16 protein-coding genes are annotated in these 17,132 nt (G+C 52.8%); 9 read left to right on the top strand and 7 right to left on the bottom strand.

Annotated features, from left to right (window positions below):
* The first annotated feature begins 33 nt into the window (after window positions 1-33).
* The 4 genes from FE848_RS10045 (at window position 34) to FE848_RS10030 (ending at window position 4,282) form a co-directional block, all read left to right on the top strand.
* Entirely contained in the window at window positions 34-1,620 is a 1,587-nt protein-coding gene (locus tag FE848_RS10045; RefSeq protein ID WP_200202665.1) for an ABC-F family ATPase, read from the top strand.
* A gap of 256 nt (window positions 1,621-1,876) precedes the next feature.
* Complete coding sequence (locus FE848_RS10040; RefSeq protein ID WP_200202664.1) at window positions 1,877-2,440, top strand: DUF1415 domain-containing protein; 564 nt, start codon at window positions 1,877-1,879, stop codon at window positions 2,438-2,440.
* A gap of 179 nt (window positions 2,441-2,619) precedes the next feature.
* Window positions 2,620-3,351, top strand: coding sequence for a spermidine synthase (locus FE848_RS10035; RefSeq protein ID WP_200202663.1), 732 nt, complete (start codon window positions 2,620-2,622; stop codon window positions 3,349-3,351).
* 34 nt (window positions 3,352-3,385) lie between these two features.
* On the top strand, window positions 3,386-4,282 hold the full coding sequence (locus FE848_RS10030; RefSeq protein ID WP_200202662.1) for an NAD-dependent protein deacetylase: 897 nt from the start codon (window positions 3,386-3,388) through the stop codon (window positions 4,280-4,282).
* Between the two features lie 13 nt (window positions 4,283-4,295).
* Here FE848_RS10030 and FE848_RS10025 read toward each other — a convergent pair whose 3' ends face one another.
* Window positions 4,296-5,705, bottom strand: a complete 1,410-nt coding sequence (locus FE848_RS10025) for a sodium-dependent transporter (RefSeq protein ID WP_200202661.1) — start codon at window positions 5,703-5,705, stop codon at window positions 4,296-4,298.
* A gap of 84 nt (window positions 5,706-5,789) precedes the next feature.
* The gene (locus FE848_RS10020) at window positions 5,790-6,890 is read right to left on the bottom strand and encodes a Leu/Phe/Val dehydrogenase (protein ID WP_200202660.1); all 1,101 of its coding nucleotides are present in this window, start codon (window positions 6,888-6,890) and stop codon (window positions 5,790-5,792) included.
* Between the two features lie 427 nt (window positions 6,891-7,317).
* On the opposite strand from FE848_RS10020, the gene FE848_RS10015 reads away from it, so the two are divergent.
* From FE848_RS10015 to FE848_RS10005, 3 genes are all read left to right on the top strand, one after another.
* Window positions 7,318-8,055, top strand: coding sequence for an AzlC family ABC transporter permease (locus FE848_RS10015; protein WP_200202659.1), 738 nt, complete (start codon window positions 7,318-7,320; stop codon window positions 8,053-8,055).
* Window positions 8,052-8,363, top strand: coding sequence for an AzlD family protein (locus tag FE848_RS10010; protein WP_200202658.1), 312 nt, complete (start codon window positions 8,052-8,054; stop codon window positions 8,361-8,363). Before FE848_RS10015 ends, FE848_RS10010 begins: the two co-directional genes overlap by 4 nt.
* A 113-nt stretch (window positions 8,364-8,476) precedes the next feature.
* Window positions 8,477-9,808 (top strand): hypothetical protein, encoded by a 1,332-nt coding sequence (locus FE848_RS10005; protein ID WP_200202657.1) that lies wholly within the window; start codon window positions 8,477-8,479, stop codon window positions 9,806-9,808.
* Window positions 9,809-9,821: 13 nt separating this feature from the next.
* Here FE848_RS10005 and FE848_RS10000 read toward each other — a convergent pair whose 3' ends face one another.
* Together FE848_RS10000 and FE848_RS09995 are read right to left on the bottom strand one after the other, a co-directional pair.
* Window positions 9,822-10,322, bottom strand: a complete 501-nt coding sequence (locus FE848_RS10000) for a hypothetical protein (RefSeq protein WP_200202656.1) — start codon at window positions 10,320-10,322, stop codon at window positions 9,822-9,824.
* 133 nt (window positions 10,323-10,455) lie between these two features.
* Window positions 10,456-12,633: a nuclease-related domain-containing protein gene (locus tag FE848_RS09995; protein ID WP_200202655.1), complete on the bottom strand. Its 2,178-nt coding sequence runs from the start codon at window positions 12,631-12,633 to the stop codon at window positions 10,456-10,458.
* Between the two features lie 368 nt (window positions 12,634-13,001).
* Between FE848_RS09995 and FE848_RS09990 the strand changes: the two genes are divergently transcribed.
* Window positions 13,002-13,388, top strand: a complete 387-nt coding sequence (locus FE848_RS09990) for a DUF3302 domain-containing protein (RefSeq protein ID WP_200202654.1) — start codon at window positions 13,002-13,004, stop codon at window positions 13,386-13,388.
* Entirely contained in the window at window positions 13,388-14,347 is a 960-nt protein-coding gene (locus tag FE848_RS09985) for an HlyD family secretion protein (protein WP_200202653.1), read from the top strand. The genes FE848_RS09990 and FE848_RS09985 overlap by 1 nt, the downstream gene beginning before the upstream one ends.
* 73 nt (window positions 14,348-14,420) lie before the next feature.
* Here FE848_RS09985 and FE848_RS09980 read toward each other — a convergent pair whose 3' ends face one another.
* The 3 genes from FE848_RS09980 to FE848_RS09970 form a co-directional block, all read right to left on the bottom strand.
* Window positions 14,421-15,410 (bottom strand): alpha/beta fold hydrolase, encoded by a 990-nt coding sequence (locus FE848_RS09980; protein WP_200202652.1) that lies wholly within the window; start codon window positions 15,408-15,410, stop codon window positions 14,421-14,423.
* Between the two features lie 83 nt (window positions 15,411-15,493).
* Window positions 15,494-16,666, bottom strand: a complete 1,173-nt coding sequence (locus FE848_RS09975) for a GNAT family N-acetyltransferase (RefSeq protein WP_200202651.1) — start codon at window positions 16,664-16,666, stop codon at window positions 15,494-15,496.
* Window positions 16,667-16,723: 57 nt separating this feature from the next.
* Window positions 16,724-17,086, bottom strand: coding sequence for a Spy/CpxP family protein refolding chaperone (locus tag FE848_RS09970; RefSeq protein ID WP_200202650.1), 363 nt, complete (start codon window positions 17,084-17,086; stop codon window positions 16,724-16,726).
* Window positions 17,087-17,132: the final 46 nt, after the last annotated feature.

Below are 17,132 nucleotides of genomic sequence, written 5' to 3'. Positions count from 1 at the left end.
CTGCGCTGGCCCTTACTTCTATAGGTTTGTTTCTTGATCTCTACTGCCAATATCACCATGCAATTCGGGGCTAAGCCCCTATTTGAAAATGTTTCCGCAAAGTTCGGTAACGGCAACCGCTATGGCTTGATCGGGGCCAACGGCTGCGGTAAATCCACCCTGATGAAGATTCTCGGTGGTGACCTGGAACCGTCTGCCGGCCAGGTTATGCTGGAGCCGAATGTTCGTCTGGGTAAGCTGAGGCAGGATCAGTTTGCCTACGAGACCTGCTCCGTCATGGACACAGTCATCATGGGCCATGAAGAACTGTGGAACGTCAAAAAAGAGCGTGACCGCATCTATTCGCTGGCCGAGATGAGCGAAGAAGACGGTATGGCGGTGGCGGATCTGGAAGTTCAGTTCGCGGAAATGGACGGCTACACCGCCGAATCCCGCGCCGGTGAACTGCTTTTGGGACTGGATATTCCACTGGAACAGCACGAAGGGCCGATGAGCAGCCTGGCCCCTGGCTGGAAGCTACGAGTATTGCTGGCCCAGGCTCTGTTTTCTGACCCAGACGTGCTGTTGCTGGACGAGCCCACCAACCACCTGGACATTAACACCATCCGCTGGCTGGAAAACATTCTGGTGGCTCGCAGCAGCACCATGATCATCATTTCTCACGACCGTCACTTCCTGAACAGCGTGTGCACCCACATGGCTGACCTGGACTATGGCGAGTTGAGGCTGTTCCCGGGCAATTACGATGAATACATGACCGCGGCCACTCAGGCTCGCGAGCGCATGCTATCGGATAACGCGAAGAAGAAAGCACAGATTGCGGAACTGCAGCAGTTCGTTAGCCGCTTCTCTGCCAACGCATCCAAAGCAAAGCAGGCCACTTCCCGCGCCCGTCAGATCGACAAGATCCAGTTGGATGAAGTAAAGCCTTCAAGCCGCGTTAGTCCGTTTATCCGTTTTGAACAGGGCAAAAAGCTGCATCGCCAGGCAGTCACCATCCGGGATCTGACCAAAGGTTTTGATGGCAATACGCTATTCAACAAGCTGAACCTGCAAGTAGAAGCCGGCGAGCGCGTGGCCATCATTGGCCCTAATGGTATTGGTAAAACCACTTTGTTGCAGTGCCTTGCAGGTGCTTACGAGCCGGACAGCGGCGAAGTGAAATGGACGGACAGCGCCGAAGTGGGTTATTACGCCCAAGACCATACGGATGATTTTGCTGACGACGACACCCTGTCGGAATGGATGGCGCAGTGGACTACCGGTGGCGAGCAGCTGGTTCGTGGCACTCTCGGGCGCATGCTGTTCTCTGGAGACGACATTGGTAAGTCGGTACGGGTGATTTCCGGTGGTGAGCAGGGGCGCATGCTGTTCGGCAAGCTGATTCTGCAAAAGCCGAACGTAATGCTGCTGGATGAGCCTACTAACCACTTGGATATGGAGTCTATCGAGGCGCTAAACCTCGCGCTGGAGAACTATCCCGGTACACTGATTTTCGTGAGCCACGACCGTGAATTTGTGTCTTCCTTGGCCACTCGGATTATTGAGTTGACGCCTGAGGGGATTACGGACTTTAGTGGGACTTATGATGATTATCTTCGTAGCCAAGGTCATCTTTAAAAACTACTGATACTGCGGGGGCTGGGCAGACGGGCAGGGCGGGCCAAAAAACGCTGTGGATACGTCCGTGTACGCTTGGCTCCGCCCTTTAGCGCTTATTGCTCCTGCGTCGCGCTAAAGGTCCTGGGCAAGCCGTCCATGGCTTGCCCGTGAAGTGCTTCGCACTCCACCCATGGCTCCGCACATTTTTGGCCCGCCCTGCCCGTCTACCCGATCTGAACTTTACAGGTTGGATCAACAACAAGAGGAATTTTGTGTGAGCGAAGGAACCGTAGTTCAGGCGACCCGGAAATGGGTCGAAGATGTTGTTGTTGGTTACAACCTATGCCCGTTTGCCAAGCGCGAGCTGGTCAGGGATCGGGTTCGGTTTGTGGTATCCGAGGCTGATAACGAGGACTCACTCCTCCAGGCCCTGCAAACAGAACTCCTGCGTTTGGACGATGAGCCGGAAATTGAAACCACTCTTCTTATTCATCCTCACGTACTGCAGGACTTTGCAGACTACAACGAATTTTTGGGTGCTGCAGACGGGTTACTGACCTATCTGGATATGGAAGGCATCTACCAGATCGCCAGCTTCCACCCGGAATATCAGTTTGCAGGCACTGAATCGAATGATGCGGAGAACTACACCAACAGATCTCCGTACCCCATGCTTCACCTGTTGCGCGAAGCTAGCCTGGAATCTGCGATTGATAACCATCCGGATGTGGATGGCATACCGCCGCGGAACATTGAGCTTATGAATAACCTTGGTGCAGAGAAAATGCGGGCGCTTTTAGCCGAGTGCTCGAAGGTGGCAGAGAACCCAAGGGAGTAGATAGTAGCGCCTATGGGGGACCTTCTCCCAAAAATGTGCGGAGCCATGGATGGCGGAGCCAAGCGTACACGGACGTATCCACAGCGGTTTTTGGGAGAAGGTCCCCCATAGGCGCTTGCAAAGTGCCGGTCTAATACAGGCCCGACAAAAGTCAAAGCAAAGAAAAAAGAGGCACCACAGTGGGACGACTGTTCGCACAAATAGATAGCCAACCCTCCGAAATCGGCGAAATCACACTCCGCCGCCGCCGCATCCCCGCTCTGGGTGATCGAGATATCTACGAAGTAAAACTCGGCGAAGAATTTCTCATGTCCAGCATGTTCGTAGATGCCGAAGTCGCACTCTCAGACCTCGGGCTGAACGAAACCGAAGGGGATAACCTCAGCGTCGTCGTAGGCGGCTTAGGGCTTGGATATACCGCCGTAGCTGCACTCAAACATGAGCGAGTAGGGGAACTGCTGATTGTTGAATACCTCGAGCCAGTCATCCGTTGGCATCAGCAAGAATACGTACCCCTTGGTAAAGACATCAACGCCGATGCTCGCAGTCGATACATCCACGGCAGCTTCTTTGACCTCGCCATTGCCGAACCTGAAAGCGGTGGCTTCGATCCCCAAGCGCCCGGCAAAGAATTTGATGCGATACTTCTGGATATCGACCACTCACCCCGCGCGCTGCTGAATGCCTCCAACGCCAGCTTCTACACCACCGAAAATATCAGCCTGATGGCCAGGCAACTCAAACCTCGTGGTATCTTTGCCATGTGGTCCAATGAAGGCGAAGACGCCGTATTCATGGACGTGTTGCGAGACGTATTCACCGACGTTGCCTGCCATGTGGTGAGCTTCTACAACCCGTTCCAGAACAGAGAGTCGTTCAACACCGTATACGTGGCCCGCAAACCGGGCTGAATCAGCCGGCGAGTGTAAAGGAGAGCGTCTGCCAATGAGGACCTACCGAACCCGACCCTTCAGCTCGAATCAACGCCTCCCGGATCTTGAAACGCCGCCGGTTTTACATGAGCCGGAACAGGCCGGTGAGTTGTTGGCAGAGTTTATTCATTACCACCCCAGGCTGATGATTTTGACTGGGGCTGGCGTAAGCACAGATTCCGGCATTCCCGATTACCGCGATGGCGACGGAGCCTGGAAGCGCAAGCAACCAGTTCAGCACCGTGAGTTCATGGAAAGCTATGAAACTCGCCAGCGTTATTGGGGGCGTAGCTTGATTGGCTGGCCGGTGATCCGCAATGCAAAGCCTAACCCCTCCCACTTCCATATCGCAGAGCTGGAAATGCGCAATCATTCCAGCCTCGTGGTCACCCAGAATGTAGACCGCCTGCATCAAAAAGCCGGTACACAGGGCGTAAGCGATTTGCATGGCCGTGCCGATGAAGTGCTTTGTATGAGCTGTGGCTACCGGTGCTCCCGGGAAGAAGTACACGAACGCTGCGCTGAGCTTAATCCGACCTTTCAAGACTACAAAGCGGAAGCTGCTCCAGATGGCGATGCCGATTTGAACGTGGATTTCTCCGGTTTTCGCCTCGCAGATTGTCCAAGGTGCAGCGGTATACTCAAACCAGATGTCGTGTTTTTTGGTGACTTTGTACCGAAGCAAAGAGTGGATTTGGCGAAGGATACGCTCAAGGCGAGTGATGGATTGCTGGTGATTGGATCTTCGTTGATGGTCTATTCCGGGTTTCGCTTTTGCCGCTACGCCAAAGAGTTGGGCAAACCGATAGCCACCCTGAATCTCGGCAGGACACGAGCAGAAGCATTGGCGGAACTGAAACTGAATGCAAGAATCGGGGAGACCCTCAGGGCCTCCCTTGATCACCTATAAGATCAGACGTTGCTTACGCACCCACCAGGTTGTAAACAAACACTGTTCCCACAGCCACCGGCGTAATGAAACGCACAGTAATGAACCACAGATTGAACATGGGCTTGGAGAGCGCCAGCTCCTCTTCCATGGCCTTGCGAGACATGATCCAGCCAGCAAATACCGCAACCAGCAAGCCACCCAAAGGCAACATAATGTTGGCTGTGAAGAAGTCCAGCAGGTCAAAGATCGTTTTGCCCTCCAACATGGTGATCCATCCCAAAGGCGCAAAGCCTGACCACAGGTTAAGGGAAAGGATCGATGCAATGCCCAGAGCCCAGCACACAAAGCCTGCACCCAGCGCACTGGTGGTGCGGTTCATGCCTTTTTGTTCTTCCAGCCACTCCACAATGGGCTCCAGTAGCGAAATGCCTGAAGTCCAAGCGGCAAAGATCAGCAGTATAAAGAACAGGGTTCCGAACAGGCTGCCCATAGGCATTTGACCAAAGGCCAGCGGCAGGGTCTGGAAGATCAGGCCTGGGCCAGCGCCCGGCTCGAGGCCGTTGGCGAAAACAATCGGGAAAATAGCCAGTCCAGCCAGCAATGCCACGCCGGTATCGATAATACACACGGCAATGGATGTTTTGGCGATGGAAATGTCTTTTGGCAGGTAAGAGCCGTAAGCCATCATTACTGCCATACCCAGGCTTAGAGTAAAGAAAGCGTGCCCCAGTGCTACCAGTACACCGGCGGTAGTGAGTTTGGAAAAGTCTGGTTGAAACAGGAAGCTTACCGCCCGCCCAAACTCGCCTGTGGTCATGGCAAAGCCAACAACGGCAAGCAGCAGAAGGAAGAGGGCAGGCATCAGAATGCTGACAGCCCGTTCAAGCCCTGCGCGAACGCCCTTGGCCACTACTAGCACCACCAAAGCCATAAACAGTGAGTGCCACATTAGCAGTGTCATTGGGTCTGCCAGAAGGCTGGAAAAAAGCTCGCCAATGGCCTCTGCCGATTGGCCGGTGAATTGCCCGCTGGCCGCAGAGCCTACATAGGATACTGCCCAGCCTCCAATCACAGAATAAAACGAAAGAATCAGGAAACCGGCAATAACACCGATTGCACCAACGGCTCGCCAGGAAGGGTTAATCCCTTGCTGTTTGGCGATCTGTTTGAGGCTGTTCACCGGGCTTCGGCCACCACGCCGGCCAATTAGCACCTCAGCCATCATAATTGGAAGGCCTATGGCTGCGATGCACAGCAGATAAACCAATACGAACGCGCCACCGCCGTTTTCGCCGGTGACATACGGGAATTTCCAGATGTTACCCAGGCCTACGGCAGAGCCCGTGGCCGCGAGAATAAAAGCAAACCGTGAAGACCAGAGCCCACGGCCGGCGTTCGATCCTTCCGTTGCCGCAGAGCTGGGTGCGTTTGATACAGACATGATTGTCTCCTGCCAGATACTTGTTTTTGTTTGGAAGATCCGGGGCCTGGAGTAGCTCAAGGCCCCGTGAAAATATGCCTATGATTATTCAGCGCCGGCTAGCTGTTCGCTCTGTGCTTGAGCTGCGCCTGCGCGTTTCCGGAAGCGTTCCTCTGCCAGAGTGTTGGCAACTGTTCCGGTTGGAATACCGCTGCTATCAGAGCGTTTGAATATCTCTGAAAGAGTTCGGCCGATGCCTTCAACATGTGCGCGCACTTCTTCTGAGGTGCCCCCGGTACGCTCATAAAACACATCGATAATGCCGCCCGCATTGATCACGAAATCCGGTGCGTAGAGGATGTTTCGGTCTTTCACAGCCTGGTCGTGATCCGGGCGCTGCAGCAGATTGTTGGCGGCTCCTGCAATCACCGTTGCTTTCAGGCGGGGGATACTGTCGTCGTTCAACACGGCACCCATGGCGCAGGGCGCGATTACATCGACCGGCAGGAATAGAATGTCCTCGGCGCTTGCAGCATGGGCACCGAGTTCACCTACGGCACGCTGCATGTTTTCTTGGTGAATGTCATACACCCAAAGCTCTGCACCGGCCTCTTTCAAATGTTGAGCCAGGCGGAAACCCACGTTGCCCACACCTTGAATGGCAACCTTCAAGCCTGCCAGGTCCTCACGGCCGAGCTTATGTTTTACCGCAGCCTTCAGGCCAACAAATACCCCATAGGCTGTAGTTGGAGAAGGGTCACCGTTGCTGGGCTGGCCATCAAATCCCATGTGCTCAACAATGCCGGCAACATGTTTGGTATGCCGTGCCATGACCTTGAGATCGGGCACGCTGGTGCCAGAATCTTCGGCGGCAATGTATTGGCCACCAAGCCCTTCCAGATGTTTGCCCATGGCTTCCAGTAAGGCTTCACTTTTTTGCTTGCGCGGGTCGCCAATAATGACGGATTTGCCGCCGCCGAGATCAAGATTGGCAAGCGCAGACTTGTAAGTCATGCCCCGCGAAAGGCGCAGCACATCACGCAGTGCTTCTTCATCACTGGCATAGGGAAACATCCTGCAACCGCCAAGAGCTGGGCCGCGGGAGGTGTTGTGTATGGCAACAATGGCTTTGAGCCCGGTTTCGGGATCGCAGAAAAAAGACAGATGTTCGTGGTTATCAAATTCGGGATGGCTGAATACAGTCATTGGATCACCTCTCTTCCTTGGCCCGAGTGGGCGTTATGCTGCGGAAATAAAAGGCGATTATCTTAACAGGTAGGAACAAATGTGCACTGCACAAGACGTCTCGAAGACGTGCTGATATTAGCATGTTGAAATCCTCTCCACCTGGCCGGATCTCGGCGGCAGTGGCAGTGTTGTTTTTGTCGTCCGGCTTGTGGCCGGCGTTTTGATTTCAGTTGCTCGAAATTCCCATTGGGGATAGCCCTTGTGGGGTCGAGCTAGATGTAACCTAATCGGTGTAAACGAGGAGGTCAATTGTAAAAATAGCATTGCGTGCAGATATTGGCATTTGGGTGTTAGTTGCATTTGCAAAACTTGTTGGCAGATCAATAACTCACGTCTGCGGAAACTACTGATACGCGTGAGAAGGAAATTTCCTTAGCTTGCTTAGATGAAAACAGAGCAATATTCCTACCAGTTCCAGCCCGCGAAGGTTCGCTCCGAACTTATTCGGATGTTCCCTATTTCGCTGTTTGTGGTGGCATTCGGTGCGGCATTTGGCCTTGCTGCAGTGCAAAAGGGATTGGGCCCCATTGAATCATTGCTGATGAGCACTATGGTTTTCGCCGGTGCCTCGCAGTTCGCTGCGATCGATATGTGGGGTGCTGAAGTTTCCGTTATTCCCGTCATGATCGTAGTGTTCGCCATCAACTCCCGCCATTTGTTGATGGGCGCCTCGCTCTACCCCATGTTGAAAGATGTTTCCCCGGCAAAGCGCTATGGGATTTTGCTGCTCCTCACCGATGCCAACTGGGCTGTATCTGCTCAGGAATACCAAAGCGGCAGGCGTAACCTTGAGGTGATTCTTGGAGGCGGCCTTGTGCTTTGGCTCGCCTGGATTGTTGGCACTTGGCTAGGTGTTTATTTTGGAGGGCTTTTGCAGGATCCGAAAAGCCTGGGTATGGACATGGTGTTGGGCTGTTTTCTGTTGGCAATGGCGCTGGGAGGTAAAAAGAACCCCCGCGTGCTGGTGGCCTGGACGCTGGCAGCCGTTGCTTCACTTGTAGCTTGGAAATGGCTGCCGGCCAACACCCATGTGGTCGCTGGTGCTCTCGCTGGTGGTGTCGTAGGGTACTTTTGGCTTGAAAAAAAGCCGGGAGATGAGCCTGATGGGGAGGAGCCAGCATGACCATCGAAACCACCACAGGCGGTGTTCTTGTACTGATCCTGATGATGACGGTGGTTACCCTGGCAACCCGCTTCGGGGGCGTGTTTATCATGTCCTTTGTGCGGATAAGCCCCCGTATTGAAAGCTTCATCAATACCATGGCCAGTTCGGTACTCATCGCCATTATTGTTCCCATGGCGTTTGGTGGTGATGCGGGCGCAATTGCGGCGCTGTCGGTTACTGCCATTACCGTGCTTCTTCTCAAAAAGCCGCTGCCAGCAATTGCTGCGGGTATTCTTGCGGCAGCTATAGTGCGGTATATGTTTTAGGTTTTAATAAGGTAGCCTGCAAAATAGTAGTTTGCGCAAAAATTACTCAAGTTCAGTTTGTCTCAGCCGATAGGCGGGTAGATAAACAAGGAACTCAGAGGTAAACCGGCGCCATGATCGTAACCAGCCAAATTTCCTTTCTTCAGGGAAACTCCCGTCAGGAAACGGCGTTTAGCCAGAGCCAGCTACGGATTAACCAGCAACCCCTATCCAGCAATTCTGCAGAAGGGCAGGGAGGGGGCAGGCAGCTCAACATCACGCGCGATGCGGCTTACCGCTACAACAGCCAGGAGCGTCTCGGGTTTACGAGTTCCAGCGCCGTTACCGGTGGTGATCGTAATGCGGTTTACTCCAGTGCCGAATTGGTGGAGAAAACCACAGACTTATTCCTCCGTGGTCAGCAGGCCATCAGTGTTGGCCGTGCTGCCCTGAGTGGTGATTCTGCGGCACAGACAAGCGGCAGCGTGACTGTTGAGGCGAACCGCTACATGTTCTATTCGCAAAGTGAAACCCGGTCGTTTGCTTCTAGCGGAAGCATTTCGCTGGAGAACGGCGAAACTATCGATTTCACGCTGTCACTCCGCCAGTCGCAATCCCGAACCTATGAATATTCTGAAAGCTTGCGGATCGAAGAGCGGCCAATGACTGACCCGCTGGTGATCAATTTCGGCAGTACCACCGCACAGCTCACCGATACTTTGTTCGAGTTCGATATGGAAGGAAACGGGAAAACTGCGCAGTTCGCTACCCTCGGCAGTGGCAGTGGTTATCTTGTGTTCGACCGGAATGGTAACGGCGAAGTGGATGATGGTAAGGAGTTGTTTGGACCACAAAGTGGTTCCGGCTTCAGCGAACTTGCCAAGTTTGATGACGACGGCAACCAGTGGATTGATGCCAACGACGAAGTGTTTTCGTCTCTGTCTGTATGGGTACAAGCCGCCGATGGCTCCCAGGCCTTGAAGTCTCTTGCGGAAGTGGGCGTGCAAGCGTTGTACGTGGGCAGTGCGGAAGACAGTTTTACCCTTACGAACCGGCAGGGGATTCCCTTGGGGCAGATACAGGCTTCAGGCATTTACCTGACAACGGATGGGGAAGTGCGCACACTCGAAGAACTTACCCTGGCTGAGCAGAATACTGCAGAGATACCTTCTGCAGTTCAGCGCATTAACAGTAGCGGCGACGCTGTAGCAGGTGGCGAAGGGGTTGGCGAAATTGGCGGGCTCGCGGGTGCCCGGATTGAAGCCATTCGTGGCGCTCTGGAAAAGCTCAATGAGATCCGGGAAAAGCAAAGAAGCTTTATCGAAGAGACCAGAAATTTAGGGAAATCCGACTCACCTCTGGACGAGTACATGAGCATCATTGATCGGCTGCGCATGGAGTTGCTGAACAGCCAGAATGAGAAGCAGCAGGCGGCAAGCCGGTACCTGGAGTTTGCCAAGCCCTGATCTGGCGCGGGTGTTACTTCTTGCGTTTGTGGTTAAACGTGTTGGGATTGCTTGGTAGCTGGATTTTCGGATTAACCTGTTTAAGAGCGTTGTATAAGTTTTTTCGGGAAAAGGGGTAGTTCATGCACAGTTGGTGGACCTCCCCGTTTTCCATGCGCACGTTTATGTTGGTCATATAACCTGATCCGATATTCAGCTTGTGCTCGATAGCTACAATATCTCGAGGACTGATTCTGAAACACCACTCCCTGAAAGCAGGGTGGTGGCTGTAGAACTCCTTTTCCGTTACGTAGATTTCGAATTTGTCCCTTCTTTTCAGCAGCCAGGCCAGAATTACGGCCAACACGATTGCCACAGCAACAGCTCCTTTCTCAACCACATCGTATATTTTTTCGAAGTCTGGCTGGTCTCTGAAAAATTGTTGAAACAGATAAAGAATGACGGGTATCGCCAGTATATTGAGCGCAACGCTTATGGCTTGTCGGGTTTGGCTTTTTTTGTAGTGAAATAGCATGGGCGAGTCTCGTTGTTACCGTTTAAAAGCAGTTTTCCTGACCGGATCGAACATTAACCTTCAAGTCAAAAGTTATGGGCCACTAATTCACGGAGATTTTCCGTTATCGATGAGTGTCACATGCAAATGGCTGTCAATCAGTCAACAAGCCTTCCCAGGTTACTTCGCCAGTAATGACATCGACAAAAGCCTGTGCGCTGAACCCCGCCGGATAAAGGGTTCGCGGCTCTGGTTCGGTTTCCGTATCCAGTGGCTGGAGGTAATGCTTCTGGTCTTTCAGTGCGAACTCCAGGACTTCACGGGATACGATCCGGAAATTATCTATCGACTCACCATCGCATTCGATCGAGGTATCAACGATCCAGGAATGAAGCGTAAGCTCACGATCAGTTGAAGGCAATTTCAGTGCCTCTTTTAGTGATGCATCAGGATGCCGCAGCAGTATCGTCTCCAGTACATGTCGCTTGCGCCTCAGCTGTCTGGCGGCCTTACGTAGGGTGTTGGTCCGGTGCATCCATACTTCATGTTTTGAAGAGCGGATGAATCCGGACTTTACTTCGAGCAACAGGATCACGCCGTCAAGGTGGCAAATCAGATCTATTTCACCTGCATCATCACCGTTTCTAACGGGTGGCTGGTATCCCACCACCACGCTAAAACCTTGGCTGCGTAGTGCCTCTGCCAAACGATTTTCAACACGTGCAGTTTCGTTGCGCAGTTCCGGCCTGCGGACACCAACCCGGCGCAGTGTGTTGATGGCGGCAACCAGATTGTTTTGCTGACCTACAACCCAGGGAAACTGAAAGCTGTAACGACCTATTTTGTGAAACGGCTGTTCATGTAGCTTCGGAGCGGGGGCATGGGGGTTACTTTTCATCTGAGCCGAAAGTTGGCGTAGATCTACAGTCCAGAACGCGAGAATCGCTTTAGCCGCCGCTGGGCTACCTTTTGGAAGCGCACGACTAACTGTCCAGCTACGTATCCGCCTGATTTTCTCAGGGAGTTCTGACCAGGTCATGGGGAAACGGTTTTCACCTGCGAGCATCCCTTCAAAAGCCAGAGCCCCTAGTGCGGAAATAGTAGAATCTGTGTGACTGCGAAAGCGGCGGTAAGGTTCTAAAAACGATGCTGAAAAAAAGGCGGAAGATAATTCACTGGCCAGCAAAACCTGGTGCAAGTCCACCTCAGCTCCATCTTCAAGCGCTATCTTGTCGCTAAAACCAAAGACAGTCTGCATGATAAGCCTTCCGCGAATAGCCTTGATCCAGGCCAGTTGGTTGGCTTCATGGTTTTCAGGATTGCCAATGGCTGATCCAGCCATTCCACTGGCGACAAACTCATCAACAGCCCTGCGTAACCAGTAATGCCATAGCAGCAGTGTTTTTTCTTCTGTTTGTTGCCAACGACAAGCGTTATCAGGATAGGCTCTGAATGTCACAGGATGACCAGGCTTCCATTGATACTGCACTTCGTTATCGAAACTGAAGGCGTCAACAGTGGCCTCATAATCGAGCCGTTCTTTCATTGCTGAGACAAGGACAGCTACGGATTCCAGATTAGTAATGCATTTCTCTTTTGATGCAGCCCCAGGAAAAAGCAAAGGAGAGAGGTGGTGTTTGAGGGACTTGCCAAGCGTTTTCTCCGTCAACTGAAAGTCGCGCTCACTGCAGTGCAGCAATTTGCGATGAATAATGCGCTCGTAAACAGCCCACTCCTGCTGTGTATCGTGGTCACCTTTATCCAGTGATGAGTAAGCCAGAATGCTGAGATAGGAAAGCAAATCGAGCAGGGAGAGAGGCTTCAAGCGCTTTTCAGCTTCCTCTATCAGTTGGTCGAAAGGTTCGAACTGCTTCAGCAATAGGTCGCACACGCTGAAGAAGTCGCTCCAGTCAGGCCCAGATGTGGAACTCTTCAAGTGATTTAGAACCTTGGAGTCAGTCCGGGTGAACAGCTTTGAGTGCCGGATTGCCCAGCGCAATATTTCAGGATTGCTTTGTGCAAGGTGGTCAAGCAGAGAGTTGTCGATCTCATCCAGCACCCACAGTACTTGAGACAGCCCAACACTTGGGAGTTTTGCGTCTTTCAATACTGAGGGGTGCCACCAGAAATCCAAGCATAAAAGCCCTGTAGCCCGCTCGCGCCTGGAATATTTGCCTGCAGGCTTACCATCCAGGAAGTCATGTAAGCATTCATCTGCAGATGCTGCGTTACCCAGTGTTGCCGCGTAGAACGACCATCGTGCTTCATAATAAGGCGTGCAAGGGGAGGCATCCATCATGCGTGGGGCGAATCCGTAATCTGCTTTGGGCACAGGTTGGGTCAGTGAGTTTTTTGAACTGTACCATCGTTTTGCCTCTCGTCGCAGTAGATCCCTTGCCCCCCCCCCTCGCGTCCAGACTTGCTGAGTGGCCCACCTGCTGCACGGCATTTAGAAAGACCCAGCGAGAAAGTCAGTGACTCAACGTCGCCGTTGTTGGCACCTGAGTCACTGCGGCGTATCACTCAGACGAGGGTTGTCAGATGTGTATCGCTTTAATGTGGAATAGCAGCAGCTGAATTGTTGATCTGGCAATCATTTTTCTGAACGGGCGATAGTTTCAGATTGTGGCATTTAGCGTTTCCCGCTATTGTCACGCCTGAATTATTAACAAATGTTTACGCTGCGGAGCCTGCCCGGACATGCTTGATTACATTGCACTCGGCATCCTGATTTTTGCCGCCATTACCGTTTTTTACGGCATCATCGTAATTCACGATATCCCCTATGACATAGCTGAAAAGCGACGCCACCCCCACGCCGATGCCATTCATGTAGCCGGGTGGATCAGCTTGTTAACACTGCATATTATTTGGCCCTTTTTGTGGATATGGGCAACTCTCTACAGAGAGGACAGGGGCTGGGGCTTTAACAAGCATGCGGGGGTAGTGCAGCCCGAACCGGAAACCGATAAAGACAGCACAACGGATGCATCCATTGCCGAGATCAAAGCTCAAATGTCCAAATTGAGCGTTCAAGTTGCGCAGTTACAGCAAACTGTTAACCAGTTGGCGGGAGATGAAGGCTAATGGATCTTTTATTAATTCTTACCTATACCGCGCTGTGCATTGCCATTTTCAAGATATTCAAAATCCCGTTGAATAAGTGGACGGTGCCTACTGCGGTTCTGGGTGGTGTTGTTTTGATTGGCGGGCTGATATTCAGCATGAATTACAACCACCCGTTTTCTGAAACAAGCCGCGACTACTTTGTCACTACGCCAATCGTACCAACGGTTAGTGGCCGGGTAATCGAAGTCAAAGTTCAGGGTGGGGTGAAGGTAAACAAAGACGACGTGCTTTTCGTGATCGATCCGGAGCCCTTTCAGTTCAAGGTTGATTCGATACGCGCACAATTGAAATCTGCAAGGATTGATCAGAAACGTGCGTTGGAGTTGGTGAAGCGTGGCGCCGGCAGTCAGCGGGCAGCTGATCTGGCCACTGCGCAAGCAGATACACTGCAAGCCCAGCTCGCCGAGGCAGAGTTTAATCTAAGCGAGACCGTTGTGCGGGCACCAACTGACGGCTACGTAGCGCAGTTGGCCCTGAGGCCCGGAATGATGGCAGTCTCTCTGCCATTGCGGCCTGTAATGGTATTTGTGCATGCTGAAGATCTGTACTTTGTTGGCTGGTATCGCCAGAACAGCTTGTTGCGCCTGCAGGCGGGCAATGAGGCAGAAGTGGCCCTGAACGGTCTGCCCGGTCAGGTGTTTACGGGGAGAGTGAAAAGCGTTTTGCCCGCACTGGCAGAGGGCCAGATTCAGGCAAGCGGTAACTTGATCAACCCGCTGGCGGCTATTTTTCCGGGGCGCATACCCGTATTGATTGAAATTACAGATCCGGATTTTCAGCAATATGTGGGCACTGTGCCAGGTGGCGCCTTTGGGCAAAGCGCGGTTTATACCGATCATTTTCACCATGTGGCAATCATGCGGAAAATATTGTTGCGAATGTCGTCCTGGGTTAACTACTTGTTCCCCTTCCATTAGACTTCTGTTGGCTAAGCCGTGTCGCTTGAAATGATGTTCTATCAGGCGGCATTGGCGCCTTCAATATCGGGTTTCAGTTTTTCATATAGTGCTGAATCTCCTTGAATACACGGTCCATAAACTGTTGATCGAGGGGTAACAGGTGCCCGCTTTCAGGCAGTATGCTCAGTGAGGCATCGGGTATTTGCTGAGCCATGTGCTGCGCGAACTCCACAGGGACAAAGGTATCTTTCCCTCCCTGGTAGATGTGCACCGGCACCTGAATGTTTGTCAGGCTGAAAGGCCAGGCAGCCCACTGCACTTCGAGATCCTGAATCACACCTTTCACGCCCTGTACCAGCGCTTCCTGCTGGTTGCGGACAAAGAGTTCAGAGCGCGTCTTGTCATTAAGTAAGGCCTGATCTGCAGGGGCCATCTCGGCTTCTGCCACAGCCATATAAACGCCAGGTAAAGTCAGGTCCGCCCAACGGGCTACTTTGAGTGCCTGTTTGAACAATACGGGATGCTCTTCTGACAGCTTAGGGCCATGCAATCCGTATTCGCTCATTGCCTGTCGGGCTTTATTGTACTCGCCGAAGTTGGTATACCCGGATATCGAGATAGCAAATCGAACACGCCGGGGTAAATAGTAGGCGGTCGCCAACACAGGCGGGCCGCCGCTGGACCAGCCCATTAAGCCAAACCCATCCAGCCCCTTTTCATCTGCAAGTTTTTCGATATCCGCAGCAAAGTCCAGCAGGCCATAATCCGGGACAAAGCTGGATGCCCCGATTCCAGGTCGGTCCATAACAATCAAGCGGATCCCGTAATCTTTGGCTTTGGCATCCAAAAACAGCAATTCCAGGCGTGAGCCCGGGTTTCCGTGGGCATAAAATACGGGAAAGCCCTGCGGGTCTCCGCGCTCAAGCCATGCAACACGGCGCGTGTTCCAGATTGAAAACCGGGGGGCTCCGTCATCGGGCTGTTGCACTTCCATGACCACCCGATCAGCCTTTGTGGATGCGCAACCGGGTAGCACTACCCACAACGGCATTGAAACCAATAGAAACAGTATCCGGGACACACTGATTACCTCGTATAGACCAGCCTTTATTGTAGTTGTTGCGGAGTCGTTCTGCTTTCTGCTTTCTGCTTCGCAGGTATTTGTTACTGACAACCGCTGTCGTATTGCCGGTACGGTAGCGCCGTTTTAGCCTCCTCGAAATACCCCATAACCTGCTCTGCTTCCTCTCGGGTAAATGCATCAATGGCGTCACGAAAGCCCGGATGTGCGATTCCGTGCCATGAGTGGGTGATCACTGGCTCGAACCCCCGTACCAGTTTGTGCTCCCCTTGCGCACCTGCATCAAAGGTTTTCAGGCCCAGCTTGATGGCCAGTTCAATGCCCTGGTAATAACAGGTCTCAAAATGCAGATGGTTGTATTCCTCCAGGCAGCCCCAGTAACGGCCGTAGAGCGTATCCTGGCCGGTTAGAAACAAGGCACCCGCAATCATCTCTCCGTCTTTTATCGCCATGATCACATGCAGGTGCTCAGGCACGGTTTCACGCATCTGCTCAAAGAACTGCCGGGTAAGGTAAGGCTGCTGCCCACGTTTCAGGTAGGTGGCCTGATAGAAAACATAAAAGGCAGCAAGAACCTGGTCAGATATGTCCTGGCTATGAAATCTTGCGAAGGTGATGCTCTGCTCGGCCACCTGGCGGCGTTCCTTACGGATGGATTTACGTTTTCGGGAGGTGAGTTTGCCCAGAAAGTCGTCAAAGCATGCATAGCCGTTGTTGTGCCAATGGAACTGGCAGCCTATGCGGTGCAGCTGAGTTTCGTGCTGGAGTAGTTGCTGGTCTTGTGCGTTCGGAAACAACAGGTGCCAGGAGTGAGCGCCAAGTTTGGCTATGAGTGTGTCAAGAAGGTCGTGAATACCTTGGGCATAGAGAGCACTGCGCAGATGTGGGTCAAGGAGTAACCGTGGCCCTTGGGACGGTGTAAATGGAACAGCGATCAGGAGTTTCGGATAATAGCTCATGCCGTAGCGTCGGTACGCATCGGCCCAGGCCCAGTCAAACACGTACTCGCCCATGGAGTGGGTTTTCAGGTATGCGGGCGCGACTCCGGCAATGTCACCATTCATCCGGAATATGAGGTGGCAAGGCTTCCAGCCAGTTTTTTCGCTGGTGCACTGGGAGGCTTCCAGTGCCTCAAAAAACTCATACCGGAGGAACGGGTTATTGGTGCCTGCCAGCCGCGCCCAGGTTTCTCTGGGGATGTCGGACAGGGCGTGACAGGCCTCAAGTGTTATAGAAGAAACTGCAGGTTCTGACATGGTTGGGGCGTACTCCTTGATCGCTCCCGATACCTTACGTCAAAACCCGGCTTGTGATCACTTCTTAGGGTTATCGCAGCGCTTTTTCATCTTGTCCTGCATTTTCTTCATGCGTTTTTCGTTCTTCTGGCGATTTTCCTCGTGAATTTCGTTCCAGATTACGCGCTGCTCGTCGGTTAGCTTCAGGCGTTCAGCCATGGCTTCGCGCCGCTCGGCCATCTCAGCCAGCCGTTCTGCATGGTTGAAGCGCCCTTTGCCTTCGCGCATGTTTTCGCACATTTCAGTCATGTCCCGCTGATTACCGCGTTGGCCATCACCGTAGTTTCCGGATGAGTTGCTCGCCATCAAAGCCGGGCTGGCGGCAAAAAGAGCGGAGGCCAGAATGCTGGCGGCGATGATAGATGATTTACGTTTGCTCATGATGATTCCTCACATGGTTGGCCGCGTTGCGGCAGAAGGTTGATTC

The organism is Marinobacter sp. 1-3A (genome assembly GCF_016597775.1).
Classification (GTDB): domain Bacteria; phylum Pseudomonadota; class Gammaproteobacteria; order Pseudomonadales; family Oleiphilaceae; genus Marinobacter; species Marinobacter xiaoshiensis.
This window is presented reverse-complemented; position numbering and strand designations above follow the sequence as displayed.